Annotated in this window: 22 protein-coding genes; 21 read left to right on the top strand and 1 reads right to left on the bottom strand. The window is 59.5% G+C overall.

From position 1 onward, the window contains the following. Nucleotides 1–142: 142 nt before the first annotated feature. From AB7290_RS25280 to AB7290_RS25235, 10 genes are all read left to right on the top strand, one after another. Nucleotides 143–526 (top strand): nuclear transport factor 2 family protein, encoded by a 384-nt coding sequence (locus AB7290_RS25280; RefSeq protein ID WP_144030787.1) that lies wholly within the window; start codon nucleotides 143–145, stop codon nucleotides 524–526. 509 nt (nucleotides 527–1035) lie between these two features. Further along, nucleotides 1036–1611: a carboxymuconolactone decarboxylase family protein gene (locus AB7290_RS25275; RefSeq protein WP_094184169.1), complete on the top strand. Its 576-nt coding sequence runs from the start codon at nucleotides 1036–1038 to the stop codon at nucleotides 1609–1611. 140 nt (nucleotides 1612–1751) lie between these two features. After that, the gene (locus tag AB7290_RS25270; protein ID WP_094184174.1) at nucleotides 1752–2309 is read left to right on the top strand and encodes a YkgB family protein; all 558 of its coding nucleotides are present in this window, start codon (nucleotides 1752–1754) and stop codon (nucleotides 2307–2309) included. Nucleotides 2310–2390: 81 nt separating this feature from the next. Then, entirely contained in the window at nucleotides 2391–2966 is a 576-nt protein-coding gene (locus AB7290_RS25265) for a carboxymuconolactone decarboxylase family protein (RefSeq protein ID WP_085402247.1), read from the top strand. A gap of 64 nt (nucleotides 2967–3030) precedes the next feature. Continuing rightward, on the top strand, nucleotides 3031–3735 hold the full coding sequence (locus tag AB7290_RS25260) for a glutathione S-transferase N-terminal domain-containing protein (protein WP_085402248.1): 705 nt from the start codon (nucleotides 3031–3033) through the stop codon (nucleotides 3733–3735). A gap of 35 nt (nucleotides 3736–3770) precedes the next feature. Continuing rightward, a complete protein-coding gene (locus tag AB7290_RS25255) occupies nucleotides 3771–4595 on the top strand; it encodes an alpha/beta fold hydrolase (protein ID WP_085402249.1) in 825 nt (274 codons plus the stop codon). A gap of 12 nt (nucleotides 4596–4607) precedes the next feature. Further along, nucleotides 4608–5549 (top strand): D-2-hydroxyacid dehydrogenase family protein, encoded by a 942-nt coding sequence (locus tag AB7290_RS25250; RefSeq protein WP_085402250.1) that lies wholly within the window; start codon nucleotides 4608–4610, stop codon nucleotides 5547–5549. 46 nt (nucleotides 5550–5595) lie between these two features. Continuing rightward, on the top strand, nucleotides 5596–6741 hold the full coding sequence (locus AB7290_RS25245) for an SDR family oxidoreductase (RefSeq protein ID WP_085402251.1): 1146 nt from the start codon (nucleotides 5596–5598) through the stop codon (nucleotides 6739–6741). 17 nt (nucleotides 6742–6758) lie between these two features. Then, a complete protein-coding gene (locus AB7290_RS25240) occupies nucleotides 6759–7508 on the top strand; it encodes an SDR family NAD(P)-dependent oxidoreductase (RefSeq protein ID WP_085402304.1) in 750 nt (249 codons plus the stop codon). Between the two features lie 13 nt (nucleotides 7509–7521). Next, nucleotides 7522–7743, top strand: a complete 222-nt coding sequence (locus AB7290_RS25235; protein WP_085402252.1) for a DUF2798 domain-containing protein — start codon at nucleotides 7522–7524, stop codon at nucleotides 7741–7743. A 649-nt stretch (nucleotides 7744–8392) separates the two neighbouring features. Here AB7290_RS25235 and AB7290_RS25230 read toward each other — a convergent pair. Then, complete coding sequence (locus AB7290_RS25230; RefSeq protein ID WP_085402253.1) at nucleotides 8393–9391, bottom strand: AraC family transcriptional regulator; 999 nt, start codon at nucleotides 9389–9391, stop codon at nucleotides 8393–8395. A 297-nt stretch (nucleotides 9392–9688) separates the two neighbouring features. Here AB7290_RS25230 and AB7290_RS25225 point away from each other — a divergent pair, with 297 nt between their 5' ends. The 11 genes from AB7290_RS25225 to AB7290_RS25175 all read left to right on the top strand — a co-directional run bounded on the left by AB7290_RS25225 (nucleotide 9689) and on the right by AB7290_RS25175 (nucleotide 19766). Further along, nucleotides 9689–10168 (top strand): helix-turn-helix domain-containing protein, encoded by a 480-nt coding sequence (locus AB7290_RS25225; protein ID WP_085402254.1) that lies wholly within the window; start codon nucleotides 9689–9691, stop codon nucleotides 10166–10168. A 56-nt stretch (nucleotides 10169–10224) separates the two neighbouring features. Further along, on the top strand, nucleotides 10225–11334 hold the full coding sequence (locus tag AB7290_RS25220; RefSeq protein WP_354080403.1) for an HlyD family secretion protein: 1110 nt from the start codon (nucleotides 10225–10227) through the stop codon (nucleotides 11332–11334). Between the two features lie 257 nt (nucleotides 11335–11591). After that, nucleotides 11592–12275 (top strand): hypothetical protein, encoded by a 684-nt coding sequence (locus AB7290_RS25215; protein ID WP_434057404.1) that lies wholly within the window; start codon nucleotides 11592–11594, stop codon nucleotides 12273–12275. Between the two features lie 225 nt (nucleotides 12276–12500). After that, nucleotides 12501–13931: a DUF1254 domain-containing protein gene (locus tag AB7290_RS25210; protein ID WP_085402256.1), complete on the top strand. Its 1431-nt coding sequence runs from the start codon at nucleotides 12501–12503 to the stop codon at nucleotides 13929–13931. 296 nt (nucleotides 13932–14227) lie between these two features. Continuing rightward, nucleotides 14228–15409 carry a helix-turn-helix domain-containing protein gene (locus AB7290_RS25205; RefSeq protein ID WP_349642898.1) on the top strand — a complete coding sequence of 394 codons (1182 nt, stop codon included), beginning with the start codon at nucleotides 14228–14230 and terminating at the stop codon, nucleotides 15407–15409. A gap of 357 nt (nucleotides 15410–15766) precedes the next feature. After that, a complete protein-coding gene (locus tag AB7290_RS25200) occupies nucleotides 15767–16510 on the top strand; it encodes an outer membrane protein (protein ID WP_085402306.1) in 744 nt (247 codons plus the stop codon). 80 nt (nucleotides 16511–16590) lie between these two features. Then, entirely contained in the window at nucleotides 16591–17307 is a 717-nt protein-coding gene (locus AB7290_RS25195) for an outer membrane protein (protein WP_085402257.1), read from the top strand. A gap of 27 nt (nucleotides 17308–17334) precedes the next feature. Then, nucleotides 17335–17811, top strand: a complete 477-nt coding sequence (locus tag AB7290_RS25190) for a DUF992 domain-containing protein (protein WP_085402258.1) — start codon at nucleotides 17335–17337, stop codon at nucleotides 17809–17811. A gap of 85 nt (nucleotides 17812–17896) precedes the next feature. After that, a complete protein-coding gene (locus AB7290_RS25185; RefSeq protein WP_245344133.1) occupies nucleotides 17897–18223 on the top strand; it encodes an HdeA/HdeB family chaperone in 327 nt (108 codons plus the stop codon). A gap of 51 nt (nucleotides 18224–18274) precedes the next feature. Continuing rightward, nucleotides 18275–18424: a DUF992 domain-containing protein gene (locus tag AB7290_RS25180; RefSeq protein ID WP_414645581.1), complete on the top strand. Its 150-nt coding sequence runs from the start codon at nucleotides 18275–18277 to the stop codon at nucleotides 18422–18424. A 4-nt stretch (nucleotides 18425–18428) separates the two neighbouring features. Continuing rightward, a complete protein-coding gene (locus AB7290_RS25175; RefSeq protein WP_085402261.1) occupies nucleotides 18429–19766 on the top strand; it encodes a TAXI family TRAP transporter solute-binding subunit in 1338 nt (445 codons plus the stop codon). Nucleotides 19767–20193: the final 427 nt, after the last annotated feature.

Here is a 20193-nt window from a genome sequence, read left to right as displayed (position 1 = left end):
GCGGTGACGCCGACGAAGCGCTGAGCGCGACAACCATCGATTCTGCCGATTTAATAAATTTTTACATCATACAATGATCCGTCGGTCGGAAGATGATGCACCCTGTTGAGGTGGCGCAAATTCGTGATGGCGGTCCTTCCGCATGCCAAATCCAGGTTCTTCGACTAGCGGTCCGATTAGCCTTCCACCCCTCATAGCGGCTTTCGTAGAAGCCACGAACGGCTTCGACCTGGATCGGATGATGGCTACCTTTGCTGACGACGCGCTCGTCAACGATCAGCTGCGTGACTATTGGGGCAAGGCGGCCATCAGGCGTTGGGCAGAGCGTGATCTCATCGGCGAAGAGCTGACGATCGCAGTCACGAAGGTCTTGAAGCACCACGACAACTTTGTCGTGACCGCCAACGTCGATGGAAATTTCGATATGCGTGGTTTGCCGGATCCGCTGATTCTGGCCTTTTATTTCACGATCGATCGTGACCTCATCGCCCAGTTGATCATCTTGCGCAATCGTCAGGATATTTGACGTATCGTCAGGCGCATCTTCCGCGCCCTTGATCCACTACCCCGGGCGCGTCTTCAGCCCGTCCGATTCACAAAATATTAGAACGTTTAACTGGCCTCCGAGGAGGAGCTGCGTGACGCTAGGACCCGCAACAGCGTTATCGGGTCTACCTGCGGGAGAGCGCACATGTGCGAGACAAGAAGCCGGGTCGGTGCCGCGGTAGCCAGTCGAACATTCGGCAGCGGTGAGCCGTGTCCGGCCTGGAGTATGACCCGGCCTGGCCGCGCACGGGACGGTCTCGGAATTGGCCTGTTCATCGCCGGCAGGCGCTCGGGATGCTGGGGTCACCGCATCGACATCGTTTCCACGCCCTGCCCCGGTTCTCGTTTTTCCGTTTTCGTCGCGCGTTTCGATGCGATGGCACCATATTCCAGACCGGAATGAACCATATCGCCAGCCCGCATCTGCCGCAGCGCAGGGGAATGGGTGAGGGTGCGGTCCTAGAGTTCACATGAAGAAGGAGAGAGAAAATGATAAACGGCTTCACGCTTCACGACACGAACACGGCGCCGGCAGCGTCCGGCGAATTGCTAAACGGGATCCAGAAAAGCTGGGGCTTCGTGCCCAACTTGCATCGCATTCTCGCGCAGAGCCCGGCGGCGCTCGAGGCTTACAGCACCCTCTGGGGGATCGCCGAAAAGACGAGTTTCACCCCGCAGGAACGCAACATCGTCTATCTCGCCATCATCTATGAGAACGAGTGCACTTATTGCATGGCCGGCCACACCAATCTGTCGCGCATGGCGAAGGTGGAGCCGGAAGCGATTTCCGCCGTCCGCGAAGGACGTCCGATCGCCGACGCGAAGCTCGAGGCACTGCGCCAGTTCGCGGCCAAGGTCACGCGTCAGCGCGGCGTCGTGAGCCAGGCCGAGGTCGCCGCCTTCAAGGCCGCGGGCTACGACAATCAGGCGGTGCTAGACGTGCTGGTGCTCGCCGCCACCAAGCTGATCTCCAACTACACCAATCATCTCGCCGAGACCCCGAACGACTCGTTCATGAAGGGGGCCGAGTGGAATCCTCCCGGCAAACTGAAGCCCGCGGCCTGACCACGCTGCGATGAGCCGCCCTCGCGTGAAGGCGGGAGCGGCCTCTTCTTCGACACCGAAATCGACTTCGCGATTTCCGCGGTCGTGTGATGCGGCTGCGCAACGGCGCTCGACACAACTCGACACAAGGAGTGGCGAAAATGAATGCAATTCTAAACGCGGCAATGAGTCCGCTTACCATGATCATGCGGCGGTCCGGCCTGCTTACTGAGGACCTCGACTACCATCTGGTGCGCGCGTCGATGGTGATCATGTTTCTCTTCTTCGGTTACCAGAAGTGGTGGCCGTATGAGGCCGAGCGGCTTGTGCCGTTCATCAGCAACGGCCCATTGATCTTTTGGCTCTATCCGGTTTTCGGCCATCAGGGCGCGAGCTGGTTTCTCGGCGTCAGCGAATGGACATTCGGTACGCTGCTGTTCGCGGGCTTCTGGGACAAACGCCTCGGTGTTCTTGGCGCCCTGGGGTCGACCGGCACCTTCATCGCCACCGTCACGATCATCCCCTTCATGCCCGAGGGGTGGGATCCCGCGGCTGGATTTCCGGCGATGACTGGCAACGTGCCGTTCCTGATGAAGGATGTGGTTCTGCTGGCGGTTTCCTTCTACCTGCTGCGACAGGACGTGGTGCGTGTCGCCCGGCATGAGCCAGCGCGGCGTCGCGTGAAAGGCATGGAATTCGTCCATTCCGCGCGGGAATGAAAGATATTGCTCTGACCTGGCTGCCCTTTGGGCTCGCGGACCCGCATTTTTGTCGCCGTCACATCGTAAAGGAGACGAGGGATGATCAACGGTTTCACACTTCACGACGCGTCCTCGGCGCCGGCGGACTCGACGGAGATCCTCGACAGCGTTCAGAAGTCCTGGGGCCTCGTTCCGAACCTCCACCGCGTACTGGCGGAGAGTCCCGCCGCCCTGGAAGCTTACGCGACCCTGTGGAGCATCGCGGAGAAGACGGGCTTCACGCCGCAGGAGCGCAACGTCGCCTATATCGCGATCATCTACGAAAACGAGTGCACGTACTGCATGGCCGGCCACACGAACCTGTCGCGCATGGCGAAGGTTGAGCCGGAGGCCATCGCGGCTGTACGGGAAGGACGGCCGATCGCCGATCCCAAGCTCGAGGCCTTGCGTCAGTTCGCGGCCAAGGTGACGCGAAGCCGCGGAGTCCTCAGCGAAGCGGACGTGTCTGCATTCAAGGCGGCGGGCTACGACACCCGCGCGATGCTGGACGTGCTCGTCCTCGCCGCGACCAAGCTCATCTCGAACTACACAAACCACCTGGCGCAGACACCGCTCGACCCTTTCATGAAGGGAGCCGAGTGGAACGCGCCGGGCAAGCTGAGACCCGCCGCTTGACGCGCGAAGGCCGCCGTTCGCCTCTGCGTGGCGGCCTCGCGCTTAGCGCACAGAGAGATCGCAGATGATCGAGCTCTACTACTGGCCTACTCCGAACGGCCACAAGGTTACGATGTTCCTGGAAGAGGCCGGGCTGGATTATGCGATCCATCCGGTCGACATCAGTGGCGGCGATCAATTCAAGCCCGAGTTTCTGGCGATCTCGCCGAATAACCGCATGCCGGCGATCATCGACACCGCGCCGGCCGACGGCGGCGAGGCGATCAGCGTATTCGAGTCGGGCGCCATTCTGCTGTACCTGGCCGAGAAGTCCGGTCGCTTCATTCCCAAGGATGTGCGTGGCCGCAAGACCGCGGCGGAGTGGTTGTTCTGGCAGGTCGGTGGGCTCGGACCGATGGCCGGTCAGAACCACCATTTCGGCGTCTACGCCCCGACCAAGATCCCGTACGCGATCGACCGCTACGTCAACGAGACGAACCGGCTCTACGGCGTGCTCGACCGGCACCTGGAAAACCGCGCCTTCATTGGCGGCGACAGCTACAGCATCGCCGACATGGCTTCGTATCCCTGGGTCGTTCCCTGGAAGCGTCAGCAACAGAATCTGGAGGACTTCCCTAACCTCCGGCGCTGGTTCGACTCGGTGCGCAGCCGCCCCGGCACGCAGCGGGCCTACGCCAAAGGCGAGCCGTACTCGAGCCGCCCGGCCGTCACGGAGGAGGGGAAGAAGATCCTGTTCGGACAAACCGCGACCAGGGCGTCGGTGGCGTGACGGTTCAGGGAGAAACACGTGGAGAGGATAGTGCGATGACAAGACGCGAAACCGTCGATGTAGGCGGTGTTCCGATCAGCTATCTGACGGCCGGCAAAGACGGGCCGTTGGTTCTCCTGCTTCATGGTACCTATTGGAGCCGTGTCTGGCTGCCGGTGCTCGACGACATCGCTGCTGCGGGTCTCCGCCCGGTGGCGGTGGATTTTCCCGGCTTCGGTCGCTCCGGAGGGGAACTCACGGTTGCCGAGGCTTCGGTGCCGCGTCTCTCGGCCTGGCTCGTCCGTTTCCTCCAGGCGCTCGGACACAAGGACCCGGTCATGGTGGCCGGTCATGACATCGGCGGAGGCGTCGCGCAGCACTTGATGCTCGCGAAGGCGGTGGAGGTACCGCGCGTCGCGGTCGTGAACGGAACCATGTACGACTCTTGGCCGATACCCGGCGTCGCCCGCTTCCGGGATCCGGCGGTCGCTGCGGCCACCACGCGCGACGACATTCTGGCCGCGCGTCGCGTATCCGTCGTGAAGGCGCTTGGACGCCCGGCAAGCGAGGCCGAGATTGCGGAATATCTCGACCCGTGGACGGACCCGCGGGTCGCCCGATCCTGGCTGGCGCTCGCAGGCGCTGCCGACCATCGCTACACTATGGAGATGCTGCCGGCATTGCTGCACTCCAAGACCCCGAAGCTCCTCGTCTGGGGCGAGGACGACGGCTTCCAGACGGTCGACTACGCCGAACGCTACGCACGCGAGATTCCGCAAACGCGGCTCGTCCGGATCAAGTCGGCCGGCCACATTCCGATGGAGAACGACACCAAGGCGGTAGCTGGAGCTCTGGCCAAGTTCTTCGCCGCCGAACGCTGAGGGAGGGCTGCAATGAAGGTTGCGATCCTCGACGACTACCAGAACGTGGCGCTGCGGCTCGCTGACTGGTCTGACGTCCGTCGGCACGCCGAGATCGTCGTGTTCAATGACCACTTGGCCGACCCCTCGGCCGTCATCGAACGGTTGCGGCCGTTCGATGTGGTTTGCGTCATGCGGGAGCGCACTCCGCTTCCCAGGGAGATTCTGCAGCAGCTACCGAACCTGAAGCTGATTGCTTCGACCGGGCCGCGAAACGCGTCCATTGACAGTCCGGCCGCGACCGATCTCGGGATCGCAGTCACCGCGACAGGATACGACGCGACGCCCACCATCGAGTTCACCTGGTCGCTCATCCTGGCGAGTATGCGGGGCATCGATCACGAGGCCGCCTCGCTCAAGGCGGGCGGGTGGCAGACCGGCCTCGGCTCGAATCTGCGAGGTAAGACCCTCGGGGTCGTGGGCTTGGGCAACATCGGAAATGAGGTCGCGCGCATCGGACTTGCTTTCGGCATGAAGGTGATCGCCTGGAGCCAGAACCTGACCGCGGAGAAGGCCAGTGCCGCCGGTGCCGTCCTCGTCGACAAGCAGACGCTGTTCCGCGAGGCGGACGTCGTCACGATCCATCTCGTTCTGAGCGGGCGCACCAGAGGCCTGGTCGGCGGGTCCGAGCTTGCCTCGATGAAGCCGACGGCGAGGCTCGTCAACACGTCGCGCGCTCCGATCGTGGACGAAGCGGCTCTGATCGAAGCGCTGCAGGCGCGCCGAATCGCCGGCGCTGCAATCGACGTGTTCGACGTGGAGCCACTGCCTCCGGATCATCCGTTCCGGAAGTTGCAGAACCTCCTGGCGACCCCTCACATCGGCTACGTGACCGAAGATCTCTATCGGACCTTCTACGGCGATGCCGCGGACAACATCGCGAAATGGCTCGAGGCCAACGCATCGGCCGCGTGAGCTTCTTCACGCGCGACAATCATCCACAACAACGAGGATTGAAATCATGAATACGACCAATCAAAGCAAGATCGCTCCGCAGAAGGTCCTGATCACAGGCGCAAGCGGCCTGCTGGGCGTCGCGGCCATCGAGAGGTTTCTTGATGCGGGATGGGACGTGGTAGGCGTCTCACGCCGCAAGCCCGAACTGCCGAGCGGCCGCGACGTCGATTTCCTGTCCGTCGATCTGCGGGATCGGGAAAAGGCCCGCGCCGCATTCGAGCCGCTGACCGACGTCACGCACGTCGCCTACACGGCCCTGCACGAAAAGCCCGAGCTGGTCGCCGGATGGTCGAGCAAGGACCAGATCGATACCAACAACGCGATGCTGCGCAACGTGGTGGAGCCCATCGTCCGCAGCGCGAAGAATTTCCAGCACATCAGCGTCCTGCAGGGGACCAAGGTCTACGGCGTGCACTTGCATCCGATCCCGATCCCCGCCCGCGAGCGTGATGCCCGCAAGGATCACCCGAACTTCTTCTTCGATCAGGAAGCCTATGTGGGTGAGATGGGGGCCAAGCACGGTTTCAGCTATACGGCTCTGCGTCCGCAGCTCGTCACCGGTCCCACCCCAGGGGCGCTGAACGTGCTCCCCGCCATCGGAGCCTACGCGGCAATCCGTCGCGAGAAGGGTGAGCCGTTCGGCTTCCCGGGCGGCCCGTCGTTTGTCTGGGAAGCGGCCGATGCAGATCTCGTCGGGGACGTGGCGGTCTGGGCTGCGCAGTCGCCTCAGGCAGCGAACGAGGCTTTCAACATAACCAACGGCGACGTGTTCGAGTGGCGCAATGTGTGGCCGGGGATCGCCGAAACCCTCGGCGTCGAGGCCGGACCGGACACGCCGATGAGTGTGACGGCGTACCTCGCGGAACACGCCGACGTTTGGGGCAAGATCGTCGCGAAGTATGGTCTTCGCTCGCGGAGTCTGCGGGATCTCGTCGGTCAAGGGGACCAACATGCCGACTTCGCTTTCGCCTATGGCGCCCCGGCGGGACCGAGGGCCTTCGTGAGCACCGTCAAGCTGCGCCAGGCCGGCTTCGTAACGGTGGTCGACACGGAGGTGTCGTTCCGCAAGGCCCTGCAGTCTCTGATCGACAATAAGCTCTTGGCGCCGGCCTCGAAGCAAGCGGCTGCCCGGCTCTCAGTCGCATCCTGATTGGAAGGAAGGGAATGATGCCAAGACTGCAAGGTAAAGTGGCGCTCATAACAGGCGGTAGCAGTGGTCTCGGACTCGCGACGGCCCAGCGGTTTGCGAGGGAGGGGGCATTTGTCTACATCACAGGCCGCCGCCAGGACGAGCTCAAAATGGCGGTTGCCCTGATTGGAGAGCGCGCAGCGGCCGTTCGAGGGGACGTCCAGAACCTCCAGGATCTCGATCGGCTCTACGAGAGGATCCGGAGCGAGAAGGGAAGGATCGACATCCTGGTCGCAAATGCGGGCTTCATCGATCCGGAGCCGTTCGTCGAAGTGACGGAGAAAAATTTCGACCAGACCTTCGGCATCAATGTGCGCGGGCTTCTGTTCACGGTTCAGAAGGCGCTGCCTCTCTTCCGTGACGGAGGCGCCATCGTCCTGATTTCGTCTATCGCCGCCTTCAAGGGCATTCGGGGCTACACTGCCTACAGCGCCACCAAGGCAAGCGTTCGTTCGTTTGTGCGAACGTGGACCGCTGAACTCAAGGACCGCGGCATCCGTGTCAACGCGATCAGTCCGGGCGCGATCGACACGCCCATCATCGACGCGCAGGCGGCAACGGAAGAAGGCGCCGACGCGATCAGGGAGAGCTTCAAGGCTGCCACCCCGCTCAACCGCCTTAGTCGCCCGGAGGAGATTGCTGCGGCAGCGCTGTTCCTGGCTTCTGACGAAAGCAGCTACGTGGCCGGAGCTGATCTCGTCGTCGATGGCGGACTGAGCGCGCTTTGAGTTTGGAGATGCTATGTTGGCAATCCCGCGTCGCTACAGTCACTTCATCTTTGGCGTTATCCAATCGGGATTGACTTCCTTTGCTGCTGCAGGCATCGCGAGCCTTTCCGCGTCCGCAACCGGCCATTTCCCGTGGAATTGGCTCGGCTCATGGCTGGTTTCGTGGGCCGTGATGTCGCCTGTTGTCCTGCTCGCCGCGCCAATAGTAAGATCATTATCAATGGCTCTTACATGAGAAGAGTCGACGGACTAAGGGCGCCAGCGCTGCAAACGCGTGATCGCATTCAGTTTCGACCCCCTGGACTGAAAGACTTCTAACTGCAGTCCTTCAGTAGTCGACAATTACGCCGAAACATGTGCTGGCGAAGTCATGCGGTGCAGACTTTGCGGGAGGGCAGCTCATCGCGCAAACCGGACCATCCATACCCAGTTCGACTGACTATAGACGGTATCGGGCGGAAATTGGCGAGAGGCCAAGAGGAGGCCGTTCCGACTTTGTATACGTCTACTGCGTCGATTGATTCCGATACTTGCCGAAGTCGCCATGCCTCCGAGCCGCGCAAATTTTACTGTGAATTCAAGATCGAAAAGTTGGGACGGGATTTGTCCGTCAGCTTTGAGAGATTGTGCTTGCGAGGTTGACCTCCATCGACGCGACCAAATGGTCCCACCAGTCGAGGTCTTACGGGAACGTTGAGCCCCACTTGATATTGCCGGTGGCCGTCCACCAAGCCGTCGGTTCGCAACTGTAAAATCTTCGGTTTTGCATGCGGCGACAAACCGAGGCCCACGCTCAGCAGCGGACATATGCTGCCGAAAATTACCAATATACGCCAATCGAAAGCCGAGCTTCGCGTTGGAAGCTCATATCACGAGACCGACACTTATTGCGGCTTCCATTTGCCGCGAAACTCTCTCGGTGTAATTCCGGAAAATCGTCGGAAAGCGCGTGTGAAGTGCGCGGGGTCAGAGTAGCCCGATGAAAATGCGACATCGATAATTTTGGCATTCGTGTCGCGAAGAAGTTTAGCGGCATTTTCAAAGCGGGCCCCGTCAAGGAGGTCAGAATATGAAACGCCCGCGCCTGACAGTTTGCGCTGAAAGCTTCTGATGCTGATGCCAGCCATCTCTGCGATTTCTGCGATAGTTGGAATTCTATCGTCCAGGTAGGATGGCAGCATCAATTTGACTGCTGAGACGATTTCGTGGCCGGACGGCCCAACGTCGTCGCTATGTGAAGGCGCCGGCGTCTCGACGGCGAGATTGGGGAGATCCAGGAATGAAACGGGAATATCGATCCACGAGGAATTCTGATCCGATATAAAGCGGGTATTTTGCCAGAACGATCGAGTCTCAAGGCTCGGTTCATAGCGGGCTTCGAAGGCCATCGTCGCCGGAACCCAGTGGGGGCCGGAAAATTGCCTTACGATATGCATCACGTAAACGTTCTGAAGCCACTGCGAATGCTCAAGATGCGGCACCCCGGCCGTGTCCGCGAGCTTGCTGCAAATTCTCACGTGATTGTCGTCGCGCTCCAGCCACACACTCACGGTCGTGTCTTCAATCGACGCCCATTTGCACAATTGCTGCAAGGCAATGAACAGTGTCGGGGAGAAGCGGATGATGGCGCGCATCTTCTCGCTCAGGTGGCCGAAATGCAGTTGGCGAGCAGCTTGAAATCCAATGTCTGTGATGCCTTGCGACCGCTGTGCGGCTTCCGCGAAACGTATGGCTAGCAGGATCGGGATATAGTGCTCAGGCTTTTCCTCTAAAGAAGCCGGAAGGCGAAACTTGGTCAGCAACGCCTCCGTTGGAGCACCGATCGCATCACAAATGGCAGCAAAAGGAATAATGAATTGGCAACGGGTCAAAGGAATGGTCATTTTTCTGTCTCGTGCAGAATTTGAGTTTCGGCGGCCTCTCCCGTTTCGGGATGCGGCTTGGCTGAACTGTCGAAAGCCTAACAGTTCTCGGTTGGCGCGTATTGCAAAATGTTGCCCGATGCATTTGGAGGCCGAAGGGGGGAGGGTCTGGGTTGACCCGCTGGGAGCAGGCGCGCTGTTCGTTTTCGGCTTGGCGGCTTATGGCAAGACCGCTCACGATTTCCCACTCATGCTCCAGCAAGATGAAGGCTAGACGAGGCGTCACGGCGCTGCTCTTCACCAGATGTCTTCGGTCCTATGAAGCCAGTTCAAATACCTTCCCGATACTCGGTGCGGGCAGCGATTGCTGCCTCACTGTGTCACGGTGACGCAGCCCTTCTACACACAGCACTCCAGCTGGGGTTGAGCCCGCGCTCGTTGCAGCGTCATCTCGCCGGAATGGGCACCAGCTACAGTGACATGGTTGCGGAAGTGCGCCTCGATACGGCCTGCTACCTGCTTCTAGAATCCAACGAGCGTATATCGGACATCGCCTTGCGCCTCGGCTATGCGGGAACGAGCAGCTTCAGCCGTGTCTTCATGCGTTTGACAAGGATGCAACCTGTCATCTATCGGCGGCAGCGAACTGTTCAAGGAAATGACAAGTCCCGTCTCGTGAAGGAGCCGCATACGGGCAATCCGCAGAAGCCGTCGCGATTGGCGCGAAATGGCAAGACATCTTCCCAGCCAAGCGGGAGTAACGTCGTGCGCCCTAGACAAGGGAAAAAACCGTTCTAACGGCACTGACCGAAGAACGTTTGCCTCAGCCTGCCACCGCTGCGACAGGACAAACGATGTTCATCATTCTCGTCAGCTACCTTGTCTTGATTTGGCTGGCATTTTCAAAGTTCAAGCTGATACGCTTGAATTGGTCGTCCGGAGCCGTCGCGGCCCTTGCAGGCATTGCGATTCTCGCCGTCTTCATGGCGATGCTGAATTATCTCACCCCCAACGGGCGCGTCGTGGTCGTATCACGTGTCGTGGAGGTGACGCCGAACGTCAGTGGCGAGGTGATTGCGCTCCCCGTCAAACCAAACGTGCCGATAAAGGCCGACGAGGTCTTGTTCGAAATTGACCCGACGCCGTTTCGATACAAGGTCCGTCAGCTTGAAGCTGCACTAATCGCCGCTCAGCATCAGGCCGAGGTGCTGAAGGCGAATTACGATCAAGCCAATGCCGACGTGACGGGTCTTGAAAAGCAGGTCGCCTTTCATGAAAAGAGGCTGAACGATATCGCCTCCCTGACGAACAGCGGAGCCGCCACCTCGTTTCGTGAACAGGACACGCGCGAGCAACTCGATATTACGATTGCCCAGTTGCAGTCCGCAAAGGCGCAACAGCGGAGCGCGAGGGCCTCGTTCGAATCGTCGATCGGCGGTGTCAACACCACCGTGGTGCAGACTCATGCGCAACTCGATGACGCAAAATGGGAGCTTGAGCAGACGACCGTCAAGGCGCCCTCGGACGGTTACGCCAGCGTCGTGGCGCTCGCGGTCGGTGCGCGCGCCCTGCAGGCGCGTGCGGCGATGTCCTTTATCGTAGAGTCCGACATTTCCATTGTCGGTGTGTTTTCGCAGAATGGCTTTGGCACCATCAAGCCCGGCGCGCGGGTGAGACTCGTTTTCGACAACGACCCTGGACGCATCTACGAGGCCAGGATCACGGAGATTCCGGAGGGCGTCGGTCAGGGGCAGATTGCGGTATCAGGGATGCTCGCTCGTGTCGGATCAGTCGGCGGTACGAGCGCGTATCCCGCGGTGATTTCGCTTCCAGCGGACGCCAACCGCTCCATCTTGCGCCTCGGTACGTCGGGCACGGCGACAGTGTTCGCCGAAAATGCGGGTCCCATCGGGCTCATCGCCCGTATCGTGCTCTGGGTCCAGTCCTATGCGGCTTATCTGTAAGAATTCGATAGCGATCCGGCAGCAAGAATTAGCGAAGGCCGCAGCCATTGGCGTGAAATGGCAAGATATCTTCCCCGGTTGCCGCGAAATGGCGGCGTGAAAACCACTTCCCGGTGCTCACCGGATGCCAGCGACGATGGTCTGAGTTGGGGCGGAGAGCATGACACGGGACACAGGGATCTGGCAGCCGAGGTGCCCCGTTTGAGGGCACGACTTCGGCCTGCCGCCGTGCGGACAGGATATAGAAAGGTGAACCAATGACAATACTGCGTGCCGCTCTTCTCGCCATTGCCGCTGCTGGCATAGCGTGTGTGCCGACGATCCTTTCCGCTCAATCGGCAGCCGAGCCGAAGCCGCACATGCCGTTGGAGAAATCCATCGGACAGTCGAAGCCCGAGGTCGTTCCGTCGTTGTTTGTTCTCAACTCCAAGGGCGCCAGCCTCAAGGACGGAAAGCTCGTTCTCGCCGGAGTTTCTCCGAATGCCATCGTATTTGCGGATCGCCCTGTGCGGTCTGCCGGGCATGATCTGACGACGCGGATCGTCGAGGATTGGGGCAGCGGCAGCGACAATTTCGCAAAGGATCCGCCGAACGCTACGGTGTCCGGATTCAAGAAGGACGGATCGGCTGTCTTCGACGCGGTGGTTGTGCTGAAGTCGCCGAAGCTCGAAGGCGACAAGCTGACTTTCGATGTCGATGTGCTCGAAGGTGATCTGGCAGGAGCCGATGGACCGGCATCGATCTTCATCGACATCATTGGCCGGCCGCTGACGCCGCTGTCGTTTGCTGGTGTCGCCCGCAGAACGGCTTGGCGCGGCGCTTACTATCGCGGCGCTGCTGTTGCCGGGGCCGCGGCTGTTGGAGCGGCTGCTGTGGCTGCCTATCCTTATTACTATGGGCCGCCGCGCTGTGGCTATTACCCCTATCCGCCTTGCTACTAGCGAGCCGCGCGGCAGTTCGAACGACCTTATGGCAGGAGCAGGCCGGGCGTCGCGATCATGAGTATGTGACAATCTTGCAGGCTGGTCGCTGTCGCGTCGCTGGCAAGCCGGAGGCCGCGGTCAATGTGTCGGTCGGTGTATCAACCAATAAACTGCAATGGGTGTTCCGAGATCCGAATGCAGATCGATTCGATAACTCAATCGAACAATAATGGAGTACGGCAAATGTTGACGAAGCGAGACTTACTTCGCTCCACCGCGGCGATCGCCGCCGGCGCCGCGATTGCGAGGCCAAGCCGCATGATGGCACAGAGCTACCCTGGCATTATCGAGGCCAAGGACATCGCCGAAGCCGGATTCATCTACGGCCTGCCGATCGTGATGAACTACGGCATCATGTACGAATACGCCATTGACCGCAACTCGGGACAGTTCAAGGCGCCGTTCAATCAGATCAAGAACGAATCCCACGTCTTTACTTATAAAGATACCGCCGTCATTTCACCGAACAGCGACACGCCCTATTCGGTTGTGTGGATGGACCTGAGGGCGGAGCCGATGGTGCTTTCGGTCCCGGCGGTGGATCCAAAGCGCTACTACTCTGTCCAGCTTATCGACGGCAATACCTTCAATTACGGTTATATCGGCAGCCGCGCCACTGGAAGCGATGCTGGCGACTACATGGTCGTCGGACCGGAGTGGAAGGGGACAACTCCCGCCGGAATCAAGAAGGTGTTCCAGTCGGGCACGCTGTTCTCGCTCGCCCTGTACCGCACCCAGCTTCTTGATCCGGGCGACATCGACAACGTGACGAAGGTGCAAGCCGGTTACAAGGCGCAGCCGCTTTCCGCCTATCTGAAGCAGCCGGCGCCGCGCGCTTCGCCGGCCGTGAGTTTTCCGAAGATCGACAAGGAACTCGTGAAGACGAACTTCTTCGAGTATCTCGATTTCTGCTTGCAGTTCGCGCCGGCGCTCGAGAACGAGAAAGATATCCGGGCGAAGCTCGCGCGCATCGGTGTCGGGAGCGGAAAGACCTTCAGCTTCAGGGATCTCCCGCTTGAGCACAAAGCCGAGATTCTCATTGGAATGAAGCAAGGAGAACGAAAAATCGACGAGGCCATCGACAAGGCCGGCGTGTCGGTCGACGGATGGCGGCTCAGCTCCCTCTTTGGCGACGCCGCATTCTTCAATCGCGACTGGCTGAAACGCGCCGCAGGCGCCAAGGCGGGCATCTATGGAAACGATGCGGTGGAAGCGACCTATCCGCTCGGAAAATTCGATTCGGAAGACAGGCCGCTCGACGGCAGCCAGCATAACTACACGCTGACTTTCCCGGCCGGTCAATTGCCGCCGGTCAACGCCTTCTGGTCGGTGACAATGTACGATGGCAAGACCCAGTTGCTGATCGAAAATCCGATCGACCGCTATCTGATCAATTCGCCGATGCTGCCGACCTTGAAGAAGAACGCCGACGGGTCGCTGACGCTTTACATCCAGCACAAGTCGCCGGGTGCGGACAAGGAATCGAACTGGCTGCCGGCGCCGAACGGCCCGATTTATACGGCGATGCGGCTCTACTGGCCGAAGACAGAAGCGCCTTCGATTCTTCCGGTCGGCAAAGGGACGTGGCAGCCGCCTGGCATCAAGCGGACTTGACGGCACTTGGACCAATCATGCTGCGCGGAAAATGTCTTGAGCGCGCGAACTCGTGCCGGCCTTTTTTGGCGGGCGCGAGTTCGAGCGTGACTCACAGGTTCCAAAGCAGCAATCGGAAAATGTTGAGCAATTGCACACAGAGCACTGATCCTCTCGCTGCAATACTCCGCCTGGCGGCAATACAATCGGCGCGCGCTCAGACCAACCTGAGCGCCTGCGTAGATAGCGAAGGACATGTCGACATTCAGGCGCTGACCTGCGCTTAACTTGCGGGCACCTGGCAGGAAGACGCGGATATGTTCCCAAGTGGTTGGTACGACGGTCTCGCCCGTATGCATCGTCTCAACGTCAGGAGAGCGAAAGAAGCGGAGCACGAGGTCATACCGTACTGCAAGGCCAAACCCAGCAAGCCGGTCGTCGAAGCGATTGCTGTCGTGTTCAAGGATATGCGCGCGATGCTTGGTATCAAGATGACACCGCGAGCCGATAGAAAGCCGAGTGGGAGGAGTTTTCCGTTGGCGGCTGTTAGCGACGTACCATTGCTCAGCCTTAGCTTTGACCAATATTCTGACATGGTTATTGGGGCGACGGTGGATTTCCTGCTGACTGGTCCCAGTCAAGCCCCTTGGTCGGTTGGTCATTGCAAATTGGGTTCGATCGTCTTGCAATTTGGCGTGGAGGGAGGCTCCAAGATTTTGCACGGCGTTTCGCGTCCGGATACTTTGAGCTTTATTTTCCAGGGCGAGCAAATTGCCGATCGTCTGATTTTTGACGGTCAAGTCCTTCAGCCTCGGGACTTTGTGGTGCTTCCGCCTGGGAGCGATTTTACGTTCGCGTCGTGCGGCATCCATCGTTGGATGTCGATTTCGATGCGTGTTGGGTTTTTTGAAACATTGTCTATTAAGACCGGCAGAAAACGTCTCGCATGGCTCGAGAAGGAAAAGCGCGTCATTTCGCCCCCGGAACAATTGTTCGAATGTTTGACTGCGGCAGCCGCGAGCACCGCCGTGCTTATGCGCGAGAAGCAAACGTCGACGCTCCATGGATTTGGTGTCGCCAGTTTAAATGCATTGATCACCGCAATTGCGGATTTGGATAGCGAAATGCGTCCCCCAACAGAAAAGTCCCGATTGCCCAGCGACACCGTGGCAAAAGCTTTGAAGTATGCCCGTGGTCAGAAATGGGGAGGGCTTCAGGTTGCTGACTTGGCCCTCGCTGCTGACGTAACAAGCCGGACACTGTTGAGGACGTTCCGGCAGCAGCTGGGCGTCGGGCCGGCAAGCTATCTTAAGCTACGTCAACTCAACATGGTCCGCCGTGCACTCCGCGGAAAATGTGTGCCGTCAAGTAAAGTCACAAACATCATGAGCGAACACGGCGTTACTGAATTCGGTCGTTTTGCCTCGGAATACAAGGCCCTTTTTGGCGAGCGCCCATCAGAGACGGTGGCGAGGTCGCGGGTACAAAGAGCGGGATGACGCGATGCGCTTGAGCCGGCGTCATCGGCCGCAGCGCGCAAATTCACTAAGTGCAATTCGCGCCTCCGAGCGCGCCTAAAAGAAGCGCGGACGCAGCCGCCTGCGAAATGGCATTCGGCACGTGGTAGGCCGCCTTGTTCAGTGAACGGTTTCCGACGAAGCATTTGGCTTCAAGACTGGCCTTGAGGTCGGTTGATGCTGCCGAAACGGAAGCGTCGCACTGCAGTGTACCGAATTTGCAACGGGCCAACTTCTTTCTTCGGTTGTCCGATTTTACATAGCGACCGGTAGTTGACCCAAATATTTTCGGTACAGGCCCTCGAACTTGCGGCTGATGTGTTTCCAAAGGATTCAAAAATGAAGAAGATCGTACTCGCGGCTGCTGCGTTCGCTGCATTCGCAGCCCCTGCGTTCGCTGCCGACCTGCCGCAGCGAACTTACGCCCCGGTCAAGGCCCCCTTGATGGCTGCAGTCTACGACTGGACCGGCTTCTACATCGGCGGTAACGGCGGATATGGAACGAGCCGTAATTGCTGGGGCGTCGTACCGGCAGGTGGCGCGGTCATTCCCGACGGTTGCCACAGTCAGTCGGGAGGCGTCATCGGTGGACAGGTCGGTTACCGTTGGCAGGCTGGTCAGTTTGTGTTCGGTCTGGAAGGCCAGGGCGACTGGGCAAGCATGCGCAGTTCACACGTGAGTGTTGTTAATCCGCTTCTTACCGATTCTTCCAAGGTTACTAGCTTGGGCCTTTTCACCGGCCAGGTTGGCTACGCCTGGAACGCAGCGTTGCTGTACTTGAAAGGCGGCGCGGCGGTGACGAACAACAACCTTCTTCAAGCGACCACGTTTGGAGGCGTTGGCCTGAACTATGCGACCTCAACCCGTTGGGGCGGCGCCATCGGCGTTGGGTTCGAATACGGCTTCACGCCGAACTGGTCGGCAGCCATTGAATACGATCGCTTGATCATGGGGAATGCCAACAATTCCTTCTCGGTACCGGCAGGCGCTGCTGCTGTGGTCAATCAGATCAGCCAAGATGTGGATCTGATCACAGTGCGCGTGAACTACAAATTCGGTGGACCCGTCGTTGCGGCATACTGATCTTTGCTGGCTAACGCAAAGGCCGGCTTGGCAGCCGGCCCTCGTCGGCCTCTTGGCCCTTTTGGAGCGGAGTTTTCGTGATGAACGACATGAAGAAGTCTATTATTGGAGCAGCATTTGCTGCAGTCAGTTCTACCAGCGCCTTTGCGGCAGACCTTCCTGTGCAGGCCTATAAGAGCGCGCCCGTGGTGGCCCAGGTCTATAACTGGACCGGCCTCTATGTCGGCGTGAACGGAGGTTACGGCTGGGGCTCGCAAGATCCGCTGACGCTCGTCTCTAACAGGTTCGACCGTACAAGCTTCAATATCAGTGGCGGGATGCTCGGCGGCACCATGGGCGCCCAGATCCAGCAGGGGTATGTGGTGATCGGCCTCGAGGGTGATCTTGATTGGGCGAACATCAAGGGCAACGGCATCTCAAATCCGGCTATTGCTGGCATTGGGCAGGGTATTGCGCTCGATATCGCGTCCAAGGTCAGCGCCATTGGAACGGCAAGAGCACGCGTTGGCGTCGCTTTGAATAACTCGCTGCTCTACGTAACCGGCGGTGCGGCATTTGTGAAATCGAGCGCCAATGGCACCTCAATTGCGGGCTTGCCTTGCGGTACGCTTGGTGTGCTCCCGAATTGCGCGGCCTCCGCCTGGCGCCCTGGCATCGTTGCAGGCCTGGGCATCGAATATGGCTTCACACCTAACTGGTCCTTGAAGGGTGAATATCTTTTCACGCAGGTGGTCGGCACGGGCGCAAGCACGGACAAGCTCAACACCTTCCGCGGCGGCATCAATTATCGATTTTGAAATGGAAGATGCGGGGAGGGCGTTATTATGAGTCCTAAGGCATTGGCTCTTTGCGCAACGTTGGTTGCACTTGCCGGTCCTGCTTCGGCCCAGACGCCAACATGGACCCAGACGGGTATGCTTAGCTGTAAGCTTAACCCGAGCATTGGCTTCATTATCGTCGGACACCAGTCGATGGAGTGCCGCTTCGTGCCATCCATGCCCGGTCCCCCACAACTTTACGAGGGTGCCCTCAACACTGTGGGAATTGATATTGGGATAATCGGTGGCGGCGCTTTGGCGTGGGGCGTTCTGGCGCCCAGCGCCGGCGTTCCTGCCGGCGCTCTGGCTGGCACCTATGTTGGTGCAAGCGGTGATGTGGCGTTGGGCGTTGGTGTTGGGGCAAACGTTCTGGTCGGCGGATCCAACAGAAGCTTCGCACTGCAACCGGTGTCGGTCGAGGGCTCGGTCGCGCTGGATGTCACACTTGGGCTGTCAGCGCTTCAACTGCGATCGGTTCCTTGAGCAAAGCGCGCCTGCCGCGGAACACCCAAGTCGAACAAGAGATAGAGGATTTATGATGCGGTATTGTTACCTTCTTGCAGTTGCCATGACAACCGCTTGCTCCGGCGCTCTCGCCCAGACGCCGCTGTCGACCTACGTCGACAGCAACGGCTTCATCGATGTGCAGAAACTGACATGCGCCCAACTCGCGGGTACCTACCAGGAAGACGCGGACGCTCTGACGTCCTGGTACAGCGGTTGGTACAACGGTCTGGCCAAGAAGCACTACCTGGATCTCAGGAAGGGAAAGGTCGTGGAGCATGAGGTGATCCAGTACTGCAAGGCAAATCCTGACAAACTCATCATCGAAGCCATCGCTGTCGTATTCAAGGATGAGCGGGCGAAACTGGGAATTCGGATGAAGGCCGATTGAGAGAAGAGCGCCATTCGTTAGGTCTGGTGTTCGATGATAGGAGACCTGCTGATGTTGCCCATTGCGAAGCGTACAGTTGCCAACGTGCTGTTTGGTGGTTCAAACCGCACCATTGCACTGCAGCCACTCTCGGTGGAGGGGCAGGCGGGCATCAATGTTTCCTTGGGGGTATGCGGCCTGATCCTGGCGTTCGTATCGTGATGCCATGAGCACCCCCGCAATAAATCTGTGGCCACGATGGCTCAGGATATTGATTGTCGGAGCAGCCACGGCCACGGCGATTGGCAGCGGATGGTTCGCATATCGCTACTTCGCAAAGCCTGTTGTGCTCACCGTGGCTGCCGGGTCGGCCGATGGCGAGTCGCTGGCGCTGATCTCGGCGATATCAGCGCGCCTGTCGGCGTCGAACTCTCATGTCCTGTTGAAGGTCAGCGATGCCGGAAGTTCAGCGAAGGCCGCCGAATTGTTGGCGGCGGGCAAGGCCGATCTTGCAGTCGTTCGCGGCGACACCAGAGGCCTGGCGGACGCGCGGAGCGTTCTGCTCCTGACCCATGGGGTGGTCCTGATCGTGACGCCCGCGGCTGTCAGCGCCGACAGCCTCGGTGACCTACACGATACAACCATTGGCGTCGTCGGCGGCGCCATCAACGCTCCGACAGTTGAGGCCCTCAAGCAGGTGTATCAATTCGACCGCGCCAAGGTCACCTTTAAGAATGTTGCCATCAACGACGCTGCGGCGTCGCTCGCATCAGGAAAAGTTCACGCGTTGCTGGCCGTTGTTCCGCTAACGGAGAAATACCTCGCCAAAGTTAGGCAATTCTTTCACCAGGAACGCGCCAAAGGGGCGGGGCTAAAACTGATCGAAATCGAGTCGGCTGGCGCGGTCGCCAACGTCGCGCAGTATTACGAGAGCTATGAGATCCCGAAGGGCACCTTGCGGGGCGCTCCGCCGGTTCCGTCCGATGACCTGACGTCGCTGCGCTTGTCGTATTTTCTCGTCGCCAACAAGTCAGTCAATGCCGACGCCATTACCGATCTGGCGCAGTCGCTGGTCGATGCAAAACGGGATCTGCTGTCACAGTTTCCGATATTGGCCCAGGCCGCGGCGCCGAGCACGGATGCGGACGCGTTGATCCCGATCCATCCGGGGGCTGCGACCTATTACAATGGCAACCAGCAGAGCTTCTTCGACAAATACGATGACAAGCTTTACTACGGGTCGCTGCTGCTCGGCTCTCTGATCTCCATCCTCGTGGCAGCCTGGCGTTTCGCCCGCTCAGGCCGCGGACCGGAAAGTATGCTGGAGCCGCTTTACGAGCTTGGCAACGAAATCAGGATGGCGAAGAGCGAGGCCGAACTGGACCAAATCGAACGGAGAATTGACAGCATCCTCAAGGCTGAACTCGCCAGAAATGCTGGCGGTGAGGGCGCCGACGGCGCCGAGATGGCCGCGCTAGGTCTTGCCTCTCAACGGCTCCAATATCTGATGAGCCATTGCCGGACCCGGCTCGGCCACACATTGGCTCGCCCGGCGAGCAACTAGCGCGTGCACGAACACTCACGCTGCTGGGCAAGCGCCGCATCCTTGATCTGGATCAGCGCGGGCGGCGACTATACTCCGGCCGCCTTGTCGGCTTGCTCGATGCACGAGCCGTGCCAGGCATACTTCCCCGTCCGTGCAATAGGGATCGCTTCGCCGTTCCGGCCATCAAGCGTGGGATCGATCCCGTCCATAGATGACCGTCCGTTCCGAAAAAGCGGCGGTATCTTCAGCGTTTGATGGACGATCGATAAAGGCATTCCGACAAAGAGAAATTCTGTAGTGATCTCAATCGCCCGAAAAGCAGGCAAAACGTCCGAATGAGTGCTGAAAGCACTCTGGAAATTCGAAGACTTCCAAGCTGAATACCGCAAGTCGTAGGGGTCTCAAGCCGCTGACTCGAAGAGTAATTTGAGATGGTTGCAGGTCC

This window comes from Bradyrhizobium sp. 613_E4_N2_2 (assembly GCF_052075995.1).
In the GTDB taxonomy this organism is placed as follows: Bacteria; Pseudomonadota; Alphaproteobacteria; order Rhizobiales; family Xanthobacteraceae; genus Bradyrhizobium; species Bradyrhizobium barranii.
This window is presented reverse-complemented; position numbering and strand designations above follow the sequence as displayed.